Raw genomic sequence first — 22,520 nt, 5'->3', positions numbered from 1 at the left:
TGCCCGGTTAGTAGAGCGCCGTAAAATGTCGACATAGGCGTTGGTGAACTGGACCGAACGACGAGAACAGCCTATCCAGTGTGTTGTCGGCAGTTAGTTCGAAAGTCCTGCTACACCCGATCCGATGCCTCTCAACGCCGAGGCCGCACCTCCGTGCCGAAGCCGGCCTTCCCAATGGTGGGTCGAGCCGTCGCTTACCCCGTGCTTGCCTCATAGATCCGCGACCGAGAACCCAGCCTCATGCTCCCGCCCTGCCGGGGCCTAGGTCCATCAAGCATGAAAGGAACACGTCGGAACCTGGGATATCGCTTGCCCGGCCGGGCGGCGATAGCCTTGTCGGGGCAGGCGAGGAGCCGTAGCCGATGATGAACGCACAGGAGAAGTCTGGCGTGAATGGGGCGATGATTGTCAAGCTTTGCTCTCGAGTCATTTCGTCAACCATCTTGCGTGACCGATTGGCGACCATCTCCTCGTCCCGACCTTATATTACCCGTCGCCTGTCGCCGCCAGCGCGCAGTGACTTGTCAAGCATGGAGGCCCGCAGACCCCATCGAGCGGCGACTTGTCCTTGACGGTCACGAGCACGGCGGCAGGTTTGCCGTGGTCGGGGAGCCCTTCCTTGGGCGGAAGCCGACGACAGTGTTCGAGGGGAACTCGCCATGAGCCGGGTGCGCAGAGATCGTCCGACGCTCTTGTATTTGCTGGATCCCAGCCGGCTCCGCCTCCGACTGCCTCGGTAGCTCGGTATCCTGAGCGCGTCGGCGGCATCATGCCATTATCATCCTACGAATTGCATGCTCCATCGTCCTGGACGAGACCGGTTTGGCTAGCCAAAGGACGAAGGTCTGATTACCAGATGTGATCGGCATAGGGTCGCTTCCACCAACGACGATGATGGGCACCGTCATCAGGGTGGTACGTACGGCTTCGGGCTGTCCTGGCCCGAGGAAAGTCGCTTTATCGAAAATTAGGAGGTCGGCTGCCTTCCCGCTCTCGATCCAGTCGCAAAGACTTTCGAAGGTCGCGAAGCCGACAGGCTTATAACCAAGCGCGGCGATCTTATCGTTGTAGATCTCCAACGCTGCTGGATCGGGCTCCACGACTGCAATGATTTCTCCATTGCCAAGTGATCCATCGTATGGACCGGAAGCGCTATCAGCTCTGACCTGCTCCTCAGCGCAGGCCGGTAAGTAGAGATCGAAGCGTGTACCTCGGCCAACAGCCGAGGTGACGTCAAGGCATCCTGCGAGCGCGCTCACATGGCGGTCCACTGCAGCAAGACCCAGTCCGGTCCCGCCGACGCGAGAGCGCGTGGTAAAAAAGGGCTCAAAGATATGCGGAAGCACCGAACTTGCGATTCCTTGGCCATCGTCGCTGATGGAGAGGAGAACGTAATCTCCCGGTTTCAAGGTGCCCTTAGCCACGGGCTTCGTTTGACAGACGTGAGCGCGAGAAACGCTAATCTCGACACGGCCCTCATTCAAAAGAGCCTCCGACGCGTTCTTGCATAGATTCATAAGGATCTGCTGTATCTCGGTCGGGCTGCCCTCGATCACCGTTTGCCACTCGTTGATCTTGAAGTTCAACTGAACATCCGCACGAAGTGTAACCCGCAGCAATGGCGCGAGATCCATTACACTCTCCGAGACGTCGAAAGGCATCGTCACGCGCTTCCGATTTCGGCTTAGTGACAAAATTTGATCAATAATCAGCTTGGCTCGGTTGCTGGCCAAGATAATTTGGCCGATGTGGCCCCGAATTCTCGAGGGGCGGCGCACAAGACCTTTAGCCATCTCTGCGTAGCCGACTATTGCTCCTAGAACATTATTGAATTCATGTGTAACGCCGCTTGCGATTGTGCCGACAGCCGTCAGCCTTTCCGCATGCTCCCATCGACTCTCAAAAAGGTTACGTTCCGTGTGTACACGTTGCATTTCAAGATGGTTGCCTAAACGCACAGTAGCGCTCGCCAGAACCAGGAGGTCGTCTGTGGAGGGTGGTGAGCGATCTCCTTCAAAAACAAGGATACAAACCGCAGCCTGCTGATCGGAGGCCCTGCACCCAATAATTTGACAAACACCGGTAGTGCCTACGGCAGTCCGAACCACTTCCGACGCCGGAACGACGCGAAACACTGGCTGTTCCGGGTGTACAAGTGAGACGACTTCATGGATTAGCGTGGCGTTCCAGACGCGCATGCGCTTGTTCGCGACAAAGTACTCGGTATTCCTGCTGATACTCGGATCCACCAGAGCAAGCGCGCATTGATCCGCATCGAAAACGCATTGAATGAGTCTAAGCGCTGCTTCGGTGGAGAAGCGCCGCGAAGCCTTCGTTGCTTGACTGTCGATGAAGCAAGCTTCGATCTCACTCATTGCCGCTTCAAGCTCTAACCGCCTTTCCAACCGGTTCGTCCGCACATGCAGCGTGGAGGCTCGAATGGTCGCAAACAAGCAGAGGCATATGGACACCAAGCCAAAGAAAAGTCGTGTACGCTGCGCTTGCGCGCTGGCGAAGCTGTAGGCTTTCAGATGTTCTCGCTCCAATTCGGCAGCCTTGGCGAACGTGTCGAAGGATGGGATTCGATTGACAGCGCGGTCCAACCTCAACATTGAGGACAGGATAGCGCGGCCCTCGCGGGCCACATCCTCCGTGACTTGGTCCTGGCTAGGAGGAAGTCGGCCGAGAGACTGATCGATTTGTAATGCGAGGCTGAATCCCGGTCTGGCCGAAAATTGAAGGATCAGATTGGAAAATTCAGGCCTGTTCGACACTCCCCCCCGAAGGCGATTAGCCGAGCGAGCAAAGCGCACGAGAGAGCTTTGCAGAAGCTCATTTTGCGCGGCCGAGGCCGAGATGGCAGCTTCTGTGTTTTCGAGGGACTTTTTGAGCTGTGCAAGCAACCTGGAGTGCACCCCGGAGCTCTCATTGGGCGAAATCTCAACAAGGCGTTGGTAGTTTTGAAGGTTCCTTTTTAATGCTTGCCCGGTAGAAGCAACGGAACGGAAGTCCAATACCATGTCGGCGCGGGCGACGTCTCGCTGGAGCAATGCGTAGTTGATCTGAATCGTCCGCAGTTCGCTTAGGACCGCCTCGTTGATCTGGGGGTCTTGCCACTGTATCGCGACCAAGAGTGCAACCGAGGCCACTAGGGCCATTACAGAAGCTTTGTCGGTACTGAGCCATTTTTCCCAAACGAACGGCGTTTGATCCGCGGTGCGTGCCTTGCGAAGGTCCGATTTGAATTCTAGCTCCCCATCGCGTCGGTGTGCGGCCGGATGCTGCTGGAACAGGAAAGCCAAGTGTACCTCTCCCCTCAAATAGGCGGTGTAGACACCGTTGCACTCTGCCCCCACGGCCCGCTGACCTTCCATTGATTCGCGGGCGTTTCGACCTCGACGGCGAGGCGGCAGCACAAGGCGGGCAACTGATCGCAGTTTTCGGAACTGGTCTTCCGAGAGATCATCGAAGGGGCATAAAAGCGCACGCCTGCAGCAGCCGAGGATGATACCGGTCGGTCAAACGCAACTGGCGAGGGCCGGATCTGCTGTTGGCTGGCAGCTAACACTGGCGAGGCGGCGGCCTCAACTCCGGCGTGCCTAGAGCCGGCTGCTGCGAAAGCGTCCGACACGCTTCCCTTGGGGTCATCCCGTCCAGCGGGCATCCTTGGATCGCTGAAAAAAGACGAGGCGGCTTGATGATCCTGCCCTCGCTGAAGCACCTCGCGAAACCCCTGTTCCAGTCGCAGAAGCTCCTCTGGACCGGTAGGCGGCTCGTCAGCTCGACCATCGAACAGCGGCCGGAGCGCCTCGGACACGTGTTGCTCAAAACCCACTCGCCGGGCCTGGACCGCTTGCCCGTCTTCCAAGCCGGCGTCCTGCACCTGCGACAAAGCTGTTACACGGGATGGATTACTATTTCGCGGGTCCATACCTAGCCTCACATCAAACTGTATCGGCAAAGTCCTGCGCCAATCCACGCAGCGGCTCATCGAGTTGATTCTGTGGAGAGCCCCCCGTCTGCTTTCGTCAAGGGCGTCGGCTCCGGGAGGGCGCCTGTCTGGCTTTCAAAGATGCGTTTCATAATGCGATCCGAAAAATATCGCACCTTCCTCAATTTTAATGGTGGCAGACCTTGATGAGATTACTCGTCATTGAGCAGCCGCAACGCCTGGCTGTAGGAAATCGATTGGGCTTGAAATGTGACTCCACCGATAGCTTTGGAAATGTAGTTCGGAGTCTCGTCATCTACCTCGATGTTCCTAGAAGCGCGCCGGGAGCCCGGGCGGGGGGCTTGGGGTTAGACTGCCGGCGCACGCCACTCAGAAAGAGCGGCCTCTTTTCGCGGTTCGGACACCCATAGTCAACCCGGCAACGTCTGGATGCCCGCTGTGCTTTTTGCAGAGCGGCGATGCCGGGCATATCGGCCGATCCTGTCTAGGATGGTGTGGCCACTCTCGTCGGCCGAGTTGATGCTCCCGCCAGTATCGCCTTGCCGACCAGCATGAGTTCGCCGTTAGCAATCCATCGTTGCGAGCCGAAACCGAGGTAAAAAGCGCGTGTTATCGACTATGTAGCTGACGCTCCCGCTGACGCCTTCGAGTGCGCACGCTATGCCCCGTTCGCACCCTCTTGTGAATAGTACTGCGCCATGCACCTGAAACCGCCTCCTGGGGCCAGGCTTGCTGATTCAACACGATTGATCCGACGCCAAGGGAAGCGGTTTCGAGGTGCCGCAGCGCGTACATGATGATGGCCGCCGCGGGGGCCTCGCGGACTTCGAGAACCTTTTCACCGGTTGAGATGTGTTCGAGCCCGGTTGCTGACATACTGGCTCTTGCAAGCGATTTTTTGCGGCAAATGACCTTTCCGAAAAGTTTGCGACAGACCCGCCGACGCCGCTCTCATCGAAGCGGATGAGGCTCAGCGGCCTCCCCTGTCCGAAAATTTGCGTCGGTTTGGCGATTTGACCCCAGCCATGGAGCTCAACGCCCCGCGTCGGAGCGCTCCCTGCTTCTGAAGGAAGCCATTAGGTCCGCTCGGGCTTGATCGGAGGCTTGGCTGATGGACGTCGTGGTTGCTTCGCTCAGTTGCCGCCCCATGGCGCGGCTTTGCGGATTATCAGTCCTCTGCCTCTTCGCCGGTCTCAACAGCGCTGTGTAATGTTCATTGTTTATGATGACGCCCCCGCTGTTCACGAGGTTGCTCCTGTCAAGTGTACTCGTCAGTCCGTCCTGGGCCTCGCGCTTCTTGCCCAAGTGCCGTTCAAACGGCGCTGGCGCGACTTGTTGAGCTCGAGAGATGGGTCCCTGCTCTCCTGCGTGGCCATGAGCTTGTGCCGCGGTCTGCGCAGCGGCGTCCCCAATGGCACGAGCCTCCATGCCGACTGCGTCTTCCCGACGAGCAGCAAGGGCAATTTTGCGCCCGGGTGCGAACTTCCGGAGATGAGCTAGTGCACTGATCCCAGCGGAGTTCATATAGCGCTTGGCATCTTCATCCAGCGACCCCTCGTGAAGCCGATCCGCAATCCGCGGCTTTTTGTTTTCAACCAGGCATTGACTGAAACGTCTAAGAGCAGACCCATAGACCTGAATGGTACCGGGATTCGGCCCGGTCGCAGGCGCTCCCTTGTACTCTTTGATGTGAGCCGCTGTGTACTCTCTGATGAGCGCGGCGTCGGCAGGGTCGGGATTCAGGACAGCGCGGCCCAGCACTGGCGCTCCGCCCGCCCACGTCTTGAGACGACCTAGTGACCCAGCCACGTCCGAGGAGCCACTCTTGCGCTGGTACTCCTTGAGATCCGGATCCAGCGACGAATCGTTAAGCCGAGCGGCAAATCCCGGCTTGTTGTTTTTAAAGAGCCAATGACCAAAGCCGAGAAGAGAATCTACATGGCGCTTGACCGTGCTCTCCTGGACCTTACCGGCATAGAGTGCTGACCTCAGCCCTTCGACAACGGTCGCATCGTTGGAATAAAGAGGACGCTGGTCGTGACCGGAGACCACTATTGGAGGATCTGGCTGCACCGCCGCCGGCACAGAACGAGCATGGTCATGCAACTCGAACGGTGCGGGGGGATTCAGATCAACCACTGACGAATCCGGCGCATGATGATGGCGCGCCGTTGAGTGACCCGGCTGCAGCACCGAGGCACCCAGCATCGACCCACTGCCTCCGGTATGCGGTGCCAGGTGCTCGCCACTGCCTCCGGCGTACGGCGCCGCGGCGTGTTCTTGTCCGCTCCCTTGCATCATGGGCTGCGCCTCCCATGGCAATGCACCCACTTGATGGGTGGGGGCCTGCATCAGCACGCGAGCGCCTGAATTGCCGGTCTCGCTCAGCTGCGGCTCAGTGGCAACGTCCTGCAGACGACTGTTCAGGGTCCTTTGCCTCTTCGCTGGTCTCAACTCCGCTGTATCATGCTCACGGTTGATGAGGACCTCCTCGCTTGGTAGCTGGTTGCTCCTGTCCTGTGCAGCGATCCGCTCGTCCAGCGCGCGCTGGTCGCCGTCGCGCCAGCTCAGGGGACGAAAGGACCCTGCGGGATCCGAGGCTTGGTGATGGTGCCCAGGCACGAAAGACGATGCCACAACAGCGTCGTCTTCATTAGCTTCCCCAAGGGGGAGATTCTCCGGCCAACTGAATGTCTCCTGCGGCCCGCTGCGCTGCGCAGCGGCGTCCCCCGTCCCAACGGGGCTTTCCTTAACCGCTTCTCGGGCGTGTCGGTCCATGAGTTCAAAGTTCGTGAGATAATTTGCCGTTCCAGATGTATCGTCACCCATGAGTCGGGCTTGTAGTGCCTGCCGATTGACGACGAGGTTGTTGAGGTTCAGGTCATCTGGCTGCCATCTTTGCAATCGCCCAACCAGCGCCCGCGTGCCGTCCACCACGTAGACTCCGCAATCCCACCTGTTGCTCTGCTGGGCCATGCGGGGTGAGTCCAGGCGGGCGCCCAGCCTTTTTGCGAACTCTTTTGCAAGCTCTTTATTGTATTCCCCGGCGGAGTCATAATGATGGGCAACCGGCCGTGCCCGGTCGCGGCGATCAACGAATAGCAGCGACCAATGGGTGCCGCGCTCCTCACGAGTCGTACCGGCATCGCTCACTGGCACGAACAGGAAGTCGGCTGTGTCGTTACCGTTCTGATTATGGACGATGCGCTGGAATGCGCTTAGCCTGTCGCTCTCGGAGCCGAAGCGCAGATGAGAATGGGCTACGAGGGGATCCACGAACCGCGTCCGGGCGGCGAGTTCTGGATTGTTCCCCTGCAACTCCTGCTCCAGGAGCTGGTAATCCCTCTGGATATGTTGGTCGCCTAGCAATTGCAATGCGCCGAGCACCCGCCCGTCTTCATTAGCTTTCCCAGGGAGCTTCTCTGGCCGACCCAATGCCTTCTGCGGCCCGCTATGCTGCGCAGCGGCGTCCCCAATGGCACGAGCCTCCATGCCGACTGCGTCTTCCGGACGAGCAGCAAGGGCAATTTCGCGCCTGAGTTCGGACTTCCGGAGATGAGCTAGTGCACTGATCCCACCGGAGTTCATATAGCGCTTGGCATCTTCATCCAGCGACCCCTCGTGAAGCCGAGCCGCAATCCCCGGCTTGTTGTTTTCAACCAGGTATTGACTAAAACGTCTAAGAGCAGATCCATAGGTCTGAATGGTAGCGGGATTCGGCTCGGTCGCAGACGCTGCCTTGTACTCTTTGATGAGAGCCGCTGTGTATTTTCTGATGAGCGCGGCGTCGGCAGGGTCGGGAGTCAGGACAGCGCGGCCCAGCACTGGCGCTCCGCCCGCCCACGTCTTGAGACGACCCACTGCTCTAGCCACGTCCGAGGGGCCACGCCTGCTCTCGTACTCCGAGGGGCCGACCCTGCTCTCGTACTCCTTGAGATCCTGATCCAGCGCGTCAAGCCGAGCAGCAAATCCCGGCCTGTTATTATCAAAGAGCCAACGACCGAAGCCGAGAAGAGCATTTACATGGCGCTTGACCGAGCGCTCCCCGACCTTACCGGCATAGAGTGCTGACCTCAGCCCTTCGACAACAGTCGCATCGTTGGAATAAAGAGGACGCTTGTCGTGACCGGAGACCACTATTGAAGGATCTGGCTGCACCGCCGCCGGCACAGAACGAGCATGGTCACGCAACTCGACCGGTGCGGGATTCAGATCAACCACTGACGAATCCGGCGCATGAAGATGGCGCGCCGTTGAGTGACCCGGCTGCAGCACCGAGGCACCTAGCATCGACCCACTGCCTCCGGCGTACGGCGCCGCGGCGTGTTCTTGTCCGCTCCCTTGCATCATGGGCTGCGCTTCCCATGGGGCCGCGGCTTCGATGAGGCTCAGGTCTCCCTGAGACGGATGAGGATGGAACGGGTCTGGCAGAGCCGGAACGCCGGGGGCCGGAATTTGGGCAGCGGCTCGGCGCGCCTCGCCCAAGCGCTGCTCAAAGCCCGCTTGCCCGGCCTGTGCCGCTTGCTCTTGAGATGCCGGGGGCTGCACCTGCCGCCAAGCTGTTACATTGGATAGGTCAAATTTGTGCCGGTTCACGCTAGCCTCACGTCCACAGATCAGCTGAGCAACCTACTCGGGCATACTTACGAGAAGCTGACGAGGTCCGCGGTCCCGAAGCGGGTAGGCCTAATTTTCTGCGCGCCGATTGCGCTGGCGCGACGTAGCCCGGCCTTTTGCCAGCTCGGCAGCTACGGCTCGCAAAGAGCGTCGTAAGGCTTGCGGAGCCGCCCCTCAGCTCCCGTCGAGGAGCAATCCACAATTCACATATTGGAGATGGCTCGCTGGTTTACCGGTGTCGCTTTTACTTCCCGATTTCAAACAGGGAAAAGTTAGGTGTTGTTTAGGTTTTAGCGCTACGACAGCCCCGATTTTCCGCTAACGATTTCATTGGTCATTTGCCGAACCGATTACACAACCAAAAAGCAACTCCTTCCCCATCTCTCTCCGATGAAGCATGGTCCGCGGCACGTCGTGTAGCCCGCGAGCTGGATAAGATCCTCGATGGTGCGGGGCCCCGTCAGGCGCCGATCGAGCGGGCCGCCGCGGAGCTGCGCCCGCCAGATCTACAATCTGCTGGCGCGCTACCGCATCGACCGGACCGTGACGTCGCTGCTGCGCGACGGGGAGGGGACTCGGAAAAAGTGCCTTGACCAGGGTATCGAGGAGATCATCGTGAAGACGCAGTGGCTCGTGCTGGAGGCTCCGCCGCTCGCTCCCGTCGTGGCCGAGGTCCGGGCTCGCTGCGAGGAGGCCGGCCTGGCCACTCCATCTATCTCACCGTCGCGCGTCGCATACCCTCGCTGTTCAGCCCCGAGTAGATCGCGAGGAAAAGATCAGCGAACCCGAAGCATCTTCAACGGCTCAAGGCGCGGCCGGGTTACATCCATGCCACGCACCCGCTGGATGTCTGCCAGATCGATCACACACCCACCGACATCAACTTCGTTGAGGTCGTCGACGGTGGTGGAACCTTCATCGGCCGCGCATATCTTACGATCGTTAGCGACGTGGCCACGCGCTGCATTCTCGGCTTCTGCCTCACCCTTGAGAAGCCATCGGCGCTGTCGGTCGCGCTCTGCCTCGCGCAGGCCATGTGTCCAAAGGAGGCATGGTTGGCCACGCATCCTGGTCGACGGCGCGCCACAACCAAAGCTTTTTGCCGGGCGATGGTGACGACCACTTCGTTCAGGTACCAGACATCATTCCGGCACGGCGGCTTGCGGCGCAAGCAGCGAGCGCAGTCCGGCCCGAACTTGATGCCCCAACGGCGACTTGTCTCATACGAAACCACGATGCCGCGTTCCAGCAGCATTTCCTCAACCAGGCGCAGGCTCAGCGGAAACCGGAAATAAAGCCAGACCGCGTGGGCGATAATAGGCGGCGGAAATCGGGGGGCGTGTAGCTGACGGCGGGCGTATTCATGCCCCCCGGCGTCCATGTCGCAAATCTTGACGATTGCTTTGTGTGTCAAGCCGCCGCAGGTCCCAACGCGTTCATATGCAGACATTGTGAAAATCGCCCTATTCCGCCTTTTTTTTACCGGCCCTTAAGTCCCCCGCTCGCATGCTTGTCGATGCCATTGAACTCATAGCCATCGGGCAAGGATTTTGGAAAATATGTTTCCGCTCGCAGCAGAAAACGTGAGAGTCGCTGTAGGCCTAACGTTAAGGGGAGAGAGCGGTTTGAATTGGACGAAATGTGTACCGGAGTACCGAGTCATGAAGCCCCGAGGTAGTCTGGTCCGACTGAAGCAATTTCAGGTGAATGAGAAGCGGCGACAGTTGCACCAGCTAGACATGATGATTGCCGATTTCGAACGCATGGCGCGAGAACTGGACTTCCAGATAAACGCCGAGGAAACGAAGGCCGGCATCTCCGATGTCAATCATTTCGCTTATCCGACGTTCGCCAAGGCCGCTCGCCTACGTCGTGACAACGTCAAGAATTCGCAATCGGACCTTCTGCGGCAGAGAACCGCAGCCGAGCCATGCCTCGCCGAGGCTGAAGCAGAGCTCTCCAAGGCGCAAATGCTAGAATCGCGCAGCGGCAGAGGCCACGACCTCGAACCCGGCAACCGAAGCGCCATGATCGGCTGAGCCGGACGGCTTCAGCGCGCCTCAATTCGCGACACCGACTGGCCGTTGGCGCGCGAGAGGCGTGCGGGCAGTGTAAAGATATCAGCGTCTTAATGCAGCGATAGCTGGCCGGGACGGCTGTCATGCTGCGGCGACATACGCGATTTTGTTCCAGATTTGCATAGCGGCGTTACGCAGGTATTGGGAGATAGTGGAACTGGTTGGCAATCGGATCATCGGTGGAGACGAACCGCTGCCGGCGGATCGGCGCCTGGCGGCAACGCCTGGCGCTTTCGGCGGCGGCGGTAACGGCAAAGCAGGCTGGCCGCGTCGAGGATGAAGCGCCTGCGCGATGCCGTTCTGCTCACGGCCGGGAGACGGGGTCGGCCCCGCCGGCCGGATGCTGCTCGCTTGGCGCGGCACCGTAAAGTCAACCGACAGCTTATGAAGATGTGCGTACATTGGGCCATGTCAGAAGTTGCTCGTGGTCCGCTCTATGGTCGCCACGGCTTTCCCCCGAAATCATTGCGCACGCGGTATGGCTCTACTTTCGCTTTCCGCTCAGCCTGCGCATGGTTGAGGGCATGCTGGCGGCCCGCGGCATCATCGTCACGCATCAGACCGAATTCGGACGGAATTTCGCCCGAGAGATCAAGCGACGGTCAGCCGGCTGCATGGGCGACAAATGGCATCTCGACGAATGTGTCGTGGCTATCAGTGGCAAGAAGCAGTGGCTCTGGCGTGCCGTCGATCAGGACGGCTTCGTCCTCGAAGTGCTGGTACAAAGCCGCCGAAATTCCAAGGCGGCAAAGCGTCTGATGCACAGGTTGAAGGCTCAAGGGCAGACACCACGGATCATGATCACCGACAAGCTCCGATCCTATGATGCCGCCATGCGCGACCTCATGCCCGGCGTCGAACACCGGTCGCACACAGGCCTGAATAATCGAGCGGAAAATTCGCACCAGCCCACCCGACGACGCGAAAGGATCATGAAACGCTTCAAGTCGGCACGCCAGCTTCAGCGGTTCGTTTCCATCCATGATCCGATTGCCGACCTGCTCCACTTTCCCTGCAATGCGCTGTCATCGGCTCAACATCGAGACCTGCGTAACGCCGCCATGCATTGTGTCGCTACAGCGTCACAGCCGTCCCGGCCAGCTATCGCTGCATCAAGCCGATGAAACTTACAGTGCCGGGCGCGCTGCTACCTGATTTTCCTTACCGCTCAATCAATGTGACAGCACCGATTCTTCTCAACCGCAGCATGCCCTAAATCGTCAGTTGCGTTCCGATCTCGACGACGCGTCCGGTCGGGATCTGGAAATATTCGGTCGCATCGGCGGCCGTGCGTGCCAGGCCAATGAACAGCTTGTCCTGCCACACCGGCATGCCCGAATTGGGCGAGGCTTTGAGCGAGCGCCTCGACAGGAAGAAGGATGTCGTCATGATGTCAAACTTCCAGCCTTGCTTGCGGCAGGTCGCCAGCGCGCGCGGAATGTTGGGCTGCTCCATATAGCCGAAGGTCAGCGTCACCCGCATGAACAACTCGTTGACCGTCTCCATCTTGACCCGCTCGCTGTCGGGCACCAGCGGCTGCGGTGCGGTGACCACCGACAGAATGACGTTCTGCTCGTGCAGCACCTTGTAGTGCTTCAGGCTGTGCATCAGCGCTGTCGGCGCGCTTTGCGGATCGCTGGTCAGGAACACGGCGGTGCCGGACACCAGCTGCGGCTTCTTCTTCAACAGATTGCCGGCGAGGAAATCGAGCGGGATTTCGTTGCGGCGGGTCTTGTCGAAGAGATAGCGGCTGCCGCGCACCCAGGTCCACATTGCCAGAACGATGGTGAAGGCCACCGCCAGCGAGGCCCAGCCGCCCTCGAACACCTTGACGATGTTGGAGGCAAAGAAGCCGATGTCGATGAACGCGAACAGCGCCGTCATGGCGACCGCCACCCACAGGCGCCATTTCCAAATGCGCGTCATGACGACGAACAGCAGCACCGTCGTCACCAGCATGTTGCCGGTCACCGAGATGCCATAGGCGGAGGCGAGCTTGCTCGATTCGCCGAAACCGACCACCAGCAGCATCACCGCCAGCGCCAGCAACAGATTGACACGTGGCATGTAAATCTGGCCCGACTGCCGTTCCGAGGTGTGCAGGATTTCGAGACGCGGCAGCATATTGAGCTGCACCGCCTGCCGGGTCAGCGAGAAGGCGCCGGAGATCACCGCCTGGCTGGCGATAACCGTCGCGGCGGTTGCCAGCACCACCATCGGGATCAGCGTCCAGCCTTCGTTCATCTCGAAGAATGGGTGGCCGACGTGACCGTTCTTCGCCAGCACGAAAGCGCCCTGCCCGGCATAGTTGAGCAGCAGGCAGGGAAACACGATCCACAGCCAGGCGACCACGATGGGCCTGCATCCGAAATGGCCGAGATCGGCATAGAGCGCTTCTGCGCCGGTGACGGCAAGGAAGATGGCGCCGATGGTGACGAAAGCGACGTCGGGCGAATTGATCAGGAAGGCGACAATGTAATGCGGGCTGATCGCCCACAGGATTTCCGGGTCGGCGATGATCTGGTTGAGACCGGAAAGGCCGATCGCCAGGAACCATACAGCGGTCACCGGACCGAAGACTAATCCCACCCCACCCGTGCCAAAGCGCTGCACCGCGAACACCATGGCGAGGATGACCAGGGTCAGCGGCACCACATAAGGCTGGAAAGCAGGCGTGACGACGTTCATGCCTTCGACGGCCGAAAGCACCGAAATCGCGGGCGTGATGACCGCGTCGCCGAAAAACAGCGAGGCGCCGACGATGCCGATGCCCAGGATCACCGCCGACCGCTTGGGGAAACTGCCGCGCGCTAGCGCCATTAGCGACAGCACGCCGCCCTCGCCGCCGTTATCGGCGCGCAGCACGAACATGATGTACTTGATGGTGACGATAATAGTCAGCGACCAGATGATCAGCGACAGCACGCCGAGGATATCGCCGCGCTCGGCGACATTGCCGCCCGACGACGCCACCAGCGCCTCACGGAACGCGTAGATCGGGCTGGTGCCAATATCGCCATAGACAACGCCGAGCGCGCCTAGCATCAGCACCTTGGGGCTTTGCTGTTCGATTGCCGGATGGCTCGACTGTTCGACGGGTTCTGCCTCGCTACCAGTATTGGTAAGGACCATGGACGACACTCCGATAAGGGGCGGCCCTCTACCTTTGCTGCACTGCAATATCAAGTGCCGCAACGTAATGGCTCCGTATGCGGACCGCATTTGTTGCCGCACCGGCGGATTGTCTCATACGAAACCACCATCCCGCTCCCGGGCCATTTCCTCGACGAGACACAGGCTCAAGGGGAACCTGATGGAGGGCCAGACCGGATCAGCGATGATCTGCGGCAGGAAACGATGGCGCTGCTTGTAGCTGACGGCATATCTTTCTCCTGTGTGTGTCTGCCAGACGAGCGGGCGGGCACGGAAGTGGTCGCGCTCTACTGCCAGACATACTCGTCGAACCTGATGAAAACCTGACTTGTACACCCAGCCCAAACAGGTGCGAGGGGTCGGTCTATTACCAAAGGCTCTGAGGGCTGATTCTCTAGGGTTCCCGCCTCGATTGATCCGTGACCCTTCTTGTGTACCGCCCCGGGTTGATCGGAGGCTCCAACTCCTGAGAAGGTGGAACCATGACAAGGAAGGCGACCAACAAGTTCTCTCCCGAGGTCCGGACCCCCGCGGTGCGGCTGGTTCTGGATCACGAACGCGAGCATACGTCGCGGTGGGCGGCGGTTTCATCGATCGCCGCCAAGATCGGCTGCACGGCGCAGACGCTGCATGAGGGGTGAAGAAGGCCGAGCGCGACAGTGGCGTGCAAGTCGGTGTGCCTACGGATGTGGCGACGAAACTCAAGGCTCTGGAACGCGAGAGCCGTGAGCTTCGCCAGGCCAACGAGATCCTTCGCAAGGCTTCCGCGTATTTTGCCCAGGCGAAGCTCGACCGCCGGTTCAGGCCACGATCGCGTTCATCGACGATCACCGCAAGGCGCATGGGGTCGAGCCGATCTGCAAGGTGCTGCCGATCGCCCCGTCGACCTACCACGACCATGTCGCCAAGCGCGTCGACCCCTGCCGGCTGTCGGCTCGGGCAAGATGGGATACAGCCTCGAAGGATGAGGTCCGACGGTTTGAGGCGAACTTCCGCGTCTACGGCGTTCGCAAGGTCTGGCGGCGGTTGCGTCGCGAGGGCTTCGACGTCGCCCGCTGCACGGTTGCCCGCTTGATGAAGGCCATGGACCTCGAAGGCATCGTCCGCGGCAAGCCGATCCGCACTACGGTGAGCGACAAGGCCGCACCTTCCCCTCTCGACCACGTCAACCGCCAGTTCCATGCTCCGGCGCCGAACATGCTGCGGGTCTCCGACTTCACCTGCGTCGCGACCTGGACGGGCTTCGTCTATGTGGCCTTTGTCATCGACACCTATGCCCCGTCGGATCGTCGGCTGGCGGGTGAGCCGGACGGCGCATGCAGCCTTCGTTCTCGATGCCCTGGAACAGGCTCCATGATCGGCGGCCCGTGCAGGGAGGCGGGCTCATCCATCACAGGGATAGAGGCAGCCAAGGCGGATTCAACCGGTCGTCGCAACACCGGCATCATACTGTCCCCCAAGGAGCTGGTCGAGGACTTCGGCAGGTGTTTTACAGCCGAGCGTTTTGCGCGGTCTTGTGTTGATAGCATGGGCGACTGCGTCCAGTTCCCGGGCTGTGTGCCGACTGAGATCCGTGCCCTTTGGAAAGTACTGTCTCAGCAAGCCGTTGGTGTTTTCGTTGGAGTCTCGCTGCCACGGGCTTGGGGATCGCAGAAGTAAATCTCGAGCCCGGTGTCGATGCGCAGGTCGGCTGCTGCGCCATTTCCGCTCCATGGTCCCAAGTCAGCGACTGACGCAGTTGCTCGGGAAGTTTGCCCATGGATCGGGCTATGGCTCTGCGGACTGCTTCAGCGCCGTGGCCGGCAAGTGGTGGACCGTTCTTGATGCGCAGGCTCTGCTGATAGCCATGCATGCGCGGCAGGTGAAGCAGCATTGTGAAGCGTGAACTTCGTTCCACGAGCGTGCCGATCGCCGAGCTTCCGAAAGGATGAGGTCGCCTTCCCAATGTCCGGGGACAGCCCGATCGGCAATTTCGGCCGGACGGTCGCTTATGATAACGGCGTCTCCAATGAAGGGCTTGTTGCGCACTCGGGCCCGTTCGCGCGGTACGCGCAACGCTCGGCCTGAACGCAGACATGCGGTCAGTTCTCGGCGCAATGCTCCGCGTCCTTGAATGTACAAGGACTGATAGATCGTCTCGTGGCTGATCCGCATGGTTTGATCCTCTGGATAATCGATCTGAAGACCGATTTAGCGATCTGCTCGGGGCTCCAGGGCTGCCGACCACCTCCGGCTCTGCCGGTGAACAGCCCTCCGCATTTTCCATACCCACCTTGGGGCCCTCGAATGAGGCGCCATGCGGGTTGGTGACTTTGCTAGCCAAGCGCTCCGCAACATATTCACGCAGAGCCGGATTGACCGCCAGCTTGCCAGGAGGCCGCCGGGACGCACGATCGGCGTGCCATCAGGCGGCACTGGTCCGGTAATCCAGATTGCCGCTGCGCGTCGCGGCATTGCGCCTGACCTCCCGCGAGATTGTGCTCGGCGGCCGACCTAGCTTACGCGCAATGGCCCGGATGCCGATTCCCCGGCAAGCTCAAGCGCAATATCCTCGCGCTCCCGAAAGAAGGATATCGCCCCGAAGGCGGCTTTGCCCACGGCGCCAAATGCGTTGGCGGCATCCCTCCTGCACTCCGAAACCAGCGCGGACCAAGAGGCGTTGATATACCGGCATCCAGTGCGGCCTCCTCGCTCGAACGTCCCAAGGCAATAGCTTGCCAGAACCGGAAGCGATTCTCACGCTGTCAGGCAGGCGGACGCCCGGGCGAATCTAGCTTCTTTCGAGTGCACCGATCTGAAGCGCGTTGGTGAACCGTCATTGCAACCTCCAATCCCTTGGTGTTGCGACGACCGGTTGAATCCGCCCAATAGTCAGCATTCGATACACCGAGCGCTTGGCGGAGGCCGGCGTCGAACCCTCGGTGGGCAGTGTCGGCGACTCTTTCGATAATGCTCTCGCCGAAACGATGAACGGTCTTTACAAGGCCGAGGTGATCCATCGACGCGGACCCTGGCGCTCATTCGAGGCCGTCGAGTTCGCCACGCTCGAATGGGTCGACTGCTTCAACAATCGCCGGCTGCTGGAGCCCATCGGCAACATCCCGCCGGCCGAAGCCGAGGAACGCTACTACGCCATGTTGGATGAACCAGCCATAGCCGCGTGACTCAAACGAAACGGCCTCCGAAAAGCCCGGGGCGGTTCACATCGCATTTGATGCCAACTTCATCGTATTTTCTTCGTCTTAGACGGGCTTTTGGCAGACCCACAGAGCTGGGAACCCTTTGCCATACTACAACTGTAACATCATATCGGTTTAGCAGGTCAAGCTTCGGTGGTACCCTCATTGGGTAGAATAACTACTTTGGAGGCGAGCAATGGATCGCGATAACAAACGGGCACGCGCAGCTGCAAGATCATCTCAAGGCGTGGGGAGCAGTAGCCTCCGTGACGTTCCAGAGGGGCCATTGAGCGATGTTGCAGAACGGCTGGTAACCGCTAACCCGCGCGATACAGCGCGAAATCTTGGGGGCTTCAAAGGCCTCGGGACGCACGAGCGAACAGCCGTTCGGGGCACTCAAGCCGGGCCAGAAACTGACCTCGCGAGATTTGAAAGGCGGGCCAATCAGCTTGGACGATCAGCCATCGATCTGGCCGAGAAATTAACAGCCGGATTGGGGTACACCCCGGATGACGTAGCGTTGCAGCAAGTCAGAGCGGTCAGTAATGTATGCCATTACCTAACGCCAGGGATGCAAGATGCTATTGTTAATCGCATTGGCAACATGGAGCCGTCGTCGCAAGCTCTCGGAGCTCTTTACGTTGCGCCACACTTCAGTAAGTTTAATGACGAAAATAAATCTCGCATTCTTGATCAGGCCATTGGATTGGCTTCTGATCCGGATGTCAATGTCAAGTTGACAGCATCCAATGCTATTCTCAACGCGTATCACCAGTTCGACGCAAATCAACAGGCCCAAGCTCACTCAGTTCCCGGCATGCAACACATCTTGCCGCACATGCCGCCGCCGCAGCATGCAGCAGAGGAACGGAGTGCGAATCTGGACGGCCACATAGCAGGTATTGAGGCTGCAGTCCGTGATACAGTAAGCCCGCAAACCTCCTATGAACAGCTGCAGCGGGGTGCTCAAGTCGGGCAGTCCATAAGCCACACCTACAATCACGCCCGAGAGGACCTAATGGAGGCCACCAGAAGCAGAGATCGCTCCGGCCGTTGAGGTCTCGGCCATGGTACAGTGACGCTTTCTCTCCCGAATTCCGTTTACGGCCTTGCCGTTTCCAATTCGCTGGCCGTTGAGGTACCTGCTTAGTGTAACTTTCAAAAACCACGTCTGCCGGGTGATGCGCTGCAAGCATCGCACCACCCGCTGCGGCATCGATCTGTCGAGCGGCGACATCGCGCGACGTCGGTTCGGTCTCTGAAGCACGCGCAGCATTAGCTACGGCTAATCCGGCAATGGAACAATGCTTTCAACAAAAACGACGCCCCCCAACATAGCCATTAGCATCGCGTGCTCACTCGCCGTGGGCTTCTGTGCGGCAAGTCTTTACGCAACCTTCCGCCACGGCGGTAGCGGCGAGGCTCTGATGGCGTTTGATGTCCGTGCCTTTTGGTTTGAGACGCCCTTCTATTTGGGTTTCGCAACCCCCGTTTTCTATCGGGGCGCGGCTATCGTGCTCTCGACGTCCGCGGTCGTCTTGCTGATTCAGCAGATCGTATTGCGCCGCAAGCTCGAACACCACGGGACGGCTCGTTGGGCTCGAGTGGATGAAATGCGACGCACGGGATATCTGCGACGATACCGTGGCGTGACAGGGCCGGTGTTTGGGAAGACAAGTGGCCCTTTCTGGCCTGGCTACTACCTGACCAATGGCGAGCAGCCTCACAGCCTCATCGTTGCACCGACCCGCGCTGGCAAGGGCGTCGGCATAGTCATTCCAACGCTACTTACATTCAAAGGCTCGGTGATAGCTCTGGACGTCAAGGGGGAGCTCTTTGAGCTCACCTCGAGGGCGCGCAAAGCCGCAGGTGACGACGTGTTTAAATTCGCGCCGCTGGATTCGGAGCGGCGCACAAACTGCTACAATCCGCTGTTGGATCTTATAGCGCTGCCTCCACAGCAGCAATTCACCGAAGCCCGCCGCTTGGCCGCAAACTTGATTACGGCCAAGGGGGAGGGCGCGGAAGGTTTCGTCAGCGGCGCTCGAGATATCTTTGTCGCGGGAATCCTTGCCTGCATCGAGCGGGGCACGCCAACAATCGGCGCCGTCTATGACCTCTTCGCCCAGCCGGGGGAGAAGTTTAAGCTCTTCGCGCGACTCGCCATGGAGACCCAGAACAAAGAGGCACAACGCATCTTCGACGACATGGCGGGGAACGATACCAAAATCCTAACCTCCTACACTTCCGTGCTCGGCGATGGCGGGCTCAACCTGTGGGCGGATCCCGCTGTAAAGGCGGCTACAAGTCGCTCGGACTTTTCGGTATATGATCTTCGCCGTCGCAGAACGTGCATCTATCTTTGCGTTGGTCCGAACGACCTTGAGGTGATCGCGCCTTTGATACGCTTGTTTTTTCAGCAAATCGTTTCAATTCTGCAGCGGTCGCTGGCCCGCCGGGATGAAAAGCACGAGGTTCTCTTCCTGCTCGATGAGTTCAAGCACTTGGGTAAGCTGGAGGCGATCGAGACCGCAATCACGACTATCGCGGGCTACAAGGGGCGTTTCATGCTCATCATCCAAAGCCTTTCGGCACTGACGGGGGCTTATGGAGAGGCTGGCAAGCAGAATTTTCTCAGCAATACCGGACTGCAAGTGTTCATGGCCACGGCTGATGACGAGACTCCGAACTACATTTCCAAGGCCATCGGTGAATACACGTTTGAAGCCAAATCGATTTCCCACAGCCAGGCGCGAACGTTCGACTGGAACATTCAGAATTCACATCAAGGTGCACCGCTATTGCGTCCCGAACAGGTTCGGCTGCTCGATGACGACTACGAGATTGTTCTCATCAAAGGTCTGCCACCATTAAAATTGAGGAAGGTGCGTTATTTCTCGGATCGCATTCTGAAACGCATCTTTGAAAGCCAGACAGGCGCCCTCCCGGAGCCGGCGCCCTTGATGGGAGCAGAGGAGGCGCTCTCCGCAGAATCTCAACTCGATGACCCGCTGTGTGAATTGGCGCAGGACTTTGACGATACAGTTTGATGTGAGGCTAGTATGGACCCGCGAAATAGTAATCCATCCCGTGTAACAGCTTTGTCGCAGGTGCAGGACGCCGGCTTGGAAGACGGGCAAGCGGTCCAGGCCCGGCGAGTGGGCTTTGAGCAGCACGTGTCCGAGGCGCTCCGGCCGCTGTTCGATGGTCGAGCTGACGAGCCGCCAACCGATCCAGAGGAGCTTCTGCGACTGGAACAGGGGTTTCGCGAGGTGCTTCAGCGAGGGCAGGATCATCAAGCCGCCTCGTCTTTTTTCAGCAACCCAGGGATGCCCGCTGGACGGGATGACCTCAACAGAAGCGTGTCGGAGGCTTTCGCAAGCTCTGGGACGCCGGAGTTCGGGCCGCCGCCCCCAGTCTTGGCTGCCAGCGAACAGCAGATCCGCCCTTCGCCGGATGCGCTTGACCAGGGCAACCACCTGCCACCCGAGTGAGTCGTCCCAACAATGAACATTCCCCAGCGCTGTTGTGGCCAGCGGAGACGCACAGCGCCCTGAACACGCCGCAAGCCGTCGCCATTCAGCAGCAGCTGAGCGAAATCGGCAATTCAGGCGGCCGCGTGCCTATGCAGAGAGGGGCTGATGCGATCTCCGGACCGGTAGCTCTCGCCGTAACTGATCAGGCTGGTACTGTTGGAAGACTTGATCAGCCTCGTCACCCCAATCTCCAGCATAGCTCACTGTCACGCGGCCAACGTGCCTCCGTAGCTAACGTCTACGTCAGCGTTGAAGAAGTACCCTGCGCCACGGGATGTTTTGACCAGGCGAGGGTTGGCCGCATCAGCCTCCAGCTTTCGGCGCAAGCGCATGATTAGGACATCGATACTTCGATCGTACACCTCTTCTCCACGCACACGGCTCGCGAGCAAAAGCCGTTCTCTGGATAGCACGTTGCGGGGGTTCTCCAGAAATGCGATCAAGAGATTGAACTCACATGCGGTAAGCTTGACCTCGCCACGCTCCGCACAGATCAGTCGCCGCTGCTTCACGCTGAGCTTCCAGGCCCCAAAGCGAAATGAGCGCTGCTCTCTGGTTCGTGGACTAGAAATGCGCTGGCGTAGCGCTACTCGAATGCGGGCCAAGAATTCGCGCATCCCGAAAGGCTTGGGAATGAAATCGGTTGCGCCGAGCTCCAGTGCAACCACTTTTTCCGCCTCATCAAGCCGGTCGCCGCTGATCACTATGATAGGAACATCCGATTTTGTCGCCAGATTGCGGACGATCGCAAGTCCATCCTCCCGGCCTAGGTTAAGGTCGACAACCACGAGATCGACTGGCTCACGTGAAAGAACATAGTCAAACTGCTTGCTATCGTGGACTGCGGTTACCTTCAGGGCATGCATCGTGAGATACTCGGCGATGAGGCGCCGCATTGCGGCATCATCGTCAATGACAAGAACATGTTTCAACGGCACACCTTCAATCTTGAATCCCCTTGTCTAAACCTGTTGCCGAGCAACCCTGGGGCACGGACCCAGAACAGCTGCCCCTGATACCACTCGCCGTGGCGTGCGGCCAATGTGAGGCCGTGCTCGTCCTGGTCTTTTCATCCCCAGCGAATTGACCGCACCAAGGCAGCCCGTGGCCACCAGACAGGTTCAAGCGCCGACATGACCCTGCCGTGCGGTCCTTCGCTTTTTCGCTTCGAGCTCCCCCGTTGGTGCAGGCCTGCCAATATCACTCGAGTTTGACCTCATGGATGCCAGGTTTCCTGCTATGCCCTTGCATCCTGGTCATCCTGGAGTTTGCGGACCTGGATCATCTCGATATCCTCCGGCTCGTGGATCCAGCTCGGACATGGTTGAGCAGCGCGGCGTTTGGCTTGATCGGATAGGCGGTCGGCGGAAGAAGACCGTGATTCGCTGCAGCGGCCTTGTGCCAAATAGTATGTCTCCTGCCAAGCCGGCTTCGTCCAAGGTGGCCGGCGGCCTCAAATGCTGTTCGGGCGACCGGCAGGTCGCCGGTTGCGGTGAACGTCCGGGCTAACATTTCTCAGTTACTGCAACTCCTCCATCTTGAGCGTGTCACTATGCTTGTCCATTGCGCCGTCGGACTCCGTCAATGACGTGCGGATTTCTGCCGATGGGACTGTGCATGATCCACCCTTTGACGGCGGGAACAGCTGAACCAGGCTCGCACCAGGATGGGCTGCGCCGCCACGTCTTCCCAGTTGACCCTCTCCCCCGCGGATTTGCGCCTTCGAGCCAGCTTCGCGGACGAGCTCGCGTCTCAAGCAATGATCTGAGTGTGCAGGGCCGCGCATGGCTGCTCTTTGAGGACCGGCAGCATACCGGCAAAGTTGGGCTGCTTTATCGCCTTCGTCGATTCCCCACGGTGATCCCGAGCCTGAACAAACCCGCCAAGCTCCCCATTTTTGTCCTTGGCTTGGCGCTGACAGAAGTACCATCCATGACGCCGAAGTCGCGGCCCACACTCCAGGAGCAACGGACGGCCGGGACGAGCAATCCTGTACAGGAGTTAT

9 protein-coding genes, 8 pseudogenes and 1 other annotated feature are annotated in these 22,520 nt (G+C 59.5%); of the genes and pseudogenes, 10 read left to right on the top strand and 7 right to left on the bottom strand.

The genetic code is table 11. The annotated features are described in order from the left end of the window. Window positions 1–767: 767 nt before the first annotated feature. Window positions 768–3,302, bottom strand: a complete 2,535-nt coding sequence (locus tag NKI47_RS30630) for a two-component system VirA-like sensor kinase (protein ID WP_352594804.1) — start codon at window positions 3,300–3,302, stop codon at window positions 768–770. Between the two features lie 392 nt (window positions 3,303–3,694). On the opposite strand from NKI47_RS30630, the gene NKI47_RS30625 reads away from it, so the two are divergent. After that, on the top strand, window positions 3,695–3,937 hold the full coding sequence (locus NKI47_RS30625) for a hypothetical protein (RefSeq protein WP_352594802.1): 243 nt from the start codon (window positions 3,695–3,697) through the stop codon (window positions 3,935–3,937). 7 nt (window positions 3,938–3,944) lie between these two features. Here the strand turns inward: NKI47_RS30625 and NKI47_RS30620 are convergent. Together NKI47_RS30620 and NKI47_RS30615 are read right to left on the bottom strand one after the other, a co-directional pair. Further along, a pseudogene (locus NKI47_RS30620) lies at window positions 3,945–4,248 on the bottom strand (type IV secretion system ATPase VirD4); the annotation flags it as partial. Window positions 4,249–4,984: 736 nt separating this feature from the next. After that, window positions 4,985–8,548, bottom strand: a complete 3,564-nt coding sequence (locus NKI47_RS30615) for a Ulp1 family isopeptidase (RefSeq protein ID WP_352594800.1) — start codon at window positions 8,546–8,548, stop codon at window positions 4,985–4,987. Window positions 8,549–8,907: 359 nt separating this feature from the next. Between NKI47_RS30615 and NKI47_RS30610 the strand changes: the two are divergent. Then, a pseudogene (locus tag NKI47_RS30610) lies at window positions 8,908–9,630 on the top strand (TnsB C-terminal domain-containing protein); the annotation flags it as partial. On the opposite strand, the pseudogene NKI47_RS30605 reads toward NKI47_RS30610, so the two are convergent. Continuing rightward, a pseudogene (locus NKI47_RS30605) lies at window positions 9,629–9,934 on the bottom strand (IS6 family transposase); the annotation flags it as partial. The pseudogenes NKI47_RS30610 and NKI47_RS30605 overlap by 2 nt on opposite strands. 296 nt (window positions 9,935–10,230) lie before the next feature. Between NKI47_RS30605 and NKI47_RS30600 the strand changes: the two are divergent. From NKI47_RS30600 to NKI47_RS30590, 3 genes and pseudogenes are all read left to right on the top strand, one after another. Beyond that, entirely contained in the window at window positions 10,231–10,608 is a 378-nt protein-coding gene (locus tag NKI47_RS30600; protein ID WP_352480573.1) for a flagellar export protein FliJ, read from the top strand. A 236-nt stretch (window positions 10,609–10,844) separates the two neighbouring features. Continuing rightward, a pseudogene (locus NKI47_RS30595) lies at window positions 10,845–11,005 on the top strand (DUF1403 family protein); the annotation flags it as partial. Window positions 11,006–11,055: 50 nt separating this feature from the next. Further along, a pseudogene (locus NKI47_RS30590) lies at window positions 11,056–11,771 on the top strand (IS6 family transposase). Between the two features lie 88 nt (window positions 11,772–11,859). Here NKI47_RS30590 and NKI47_RS30585 read toward each other — a convergent pair. Next, window positions 11,860–13,779 (bottom strand): potassium transporter Kup, encoded by a 1,920-nt coding sequence (locus NKI47_RS30585; protein WP_352594798.1) that lies wholly within the window; start codon window positions 13,777–13,779, stop codon window positions 11,860–11,862. Window positions 13,780–14,282: 503 nt separating this feature from the next. Here NKI47_RS30585 and NKI47_RS30580 point away from each other — a divergent pair. Next, window positions 14,283–15,212 (top strand): annotated as a pseudogene (locus NKI47_RS30580) (IS3 family transposase); the annotation flags it as partial. Continuing rightward, window positions 14,566–14,682, top strand: a sequence feature (AL1L pseudoknot). It overlaps the preceding pseudogene by 117 nt. Before the next feature lie 7 nt (window positions 15,213–15,219). Here the strand turns inward: NKI47_RS30580 and NKI47_RS30575 are convergent. Beyond that, window positions 15,220–16,511, bottom strand: a pseudogene (locus NKI47_RS30575) (IS30 family transposase). Between the two features lie 159 nt (window positions 16,512–16,670). Here NKI47_RS30575 and NKI47_RS30570 point away from each other — a divergent pair. From NKI47_RS30570 to NKI47_RS30555, 4 genes and pseudogenes are all read left to right on the top strand, one after another. Continuing rightward, window positions 16,671–16,964, top strand: a pseudogene (locus NKI47_RS30570) (integrase core domain-containing protein); the annotation flags it as partial. A gap of 301 nt (window positions 16,965–17,265) precedes the next feature. Beyond that, a complete protein-coding gene (locus tag NKI47_RS30565; RefSeq protein ID WP_352594796.1) occupies window positions 17,266–18,036 on the top strand; it encodes a hypothetical protein in 771 nt (256 codons plus the stop codon). Window positions 18,037–18,283: 247 nt separating this feature from the next. After that, window positions 18,284–20,029, top strand: a complete 1,746-nt coding sequence (virD4, locus tag NKI47_RS30560) for a type IV secretion system ATPase VirD4 (protein ID WP_352480567.1) — start codon at window positions 18,284–18,286, stop codon at window positions 20,027–20,029. Between the two features lie 75 nt (window positions 20,030–20,104). Next, entirely contained in the window at window positions 20,105–20,473 is a 369-nt protein-coding gene (locus NKI47_RS30555) for a hypothetical protein (RefSeq protein WP_352480566.1), read from the top strand. A gap of 248 nt (window positions 20,474–20,721) precedes the next feature. Here NKI47_RS30555 and virG read toward each other — a convergent pair whose 3' ends face one another. Then, window positions 20,722–21,447 carry a two-component system response regulator VirG gene (gene virG, locus NKI47_RS30550; RefSeq protein WP_023685159.1) on the bottom strand — a complete coding sequence of 242 codons (726 nt, stop codon included), beginning with the start codon at window positions 21,445–21,447 and terminating at the stop codon, window positions 20,722–20,724. Window positions 21,448–22,520 lie beyond the last annotated feature (1,073 nt).

Source organism: Mesorhizobium sp. M0633 (assembly GCF_040320645.1).
Taxonomy (GTDB): Bacteria; Pseudomonadota; Alphaproteobacteria; order Rhizobiales; family Rhizobiaceae; genus Mesorhizobium.
This window is presented reverse-complemented; position numbering and strand designations above follow the sequence as displayed.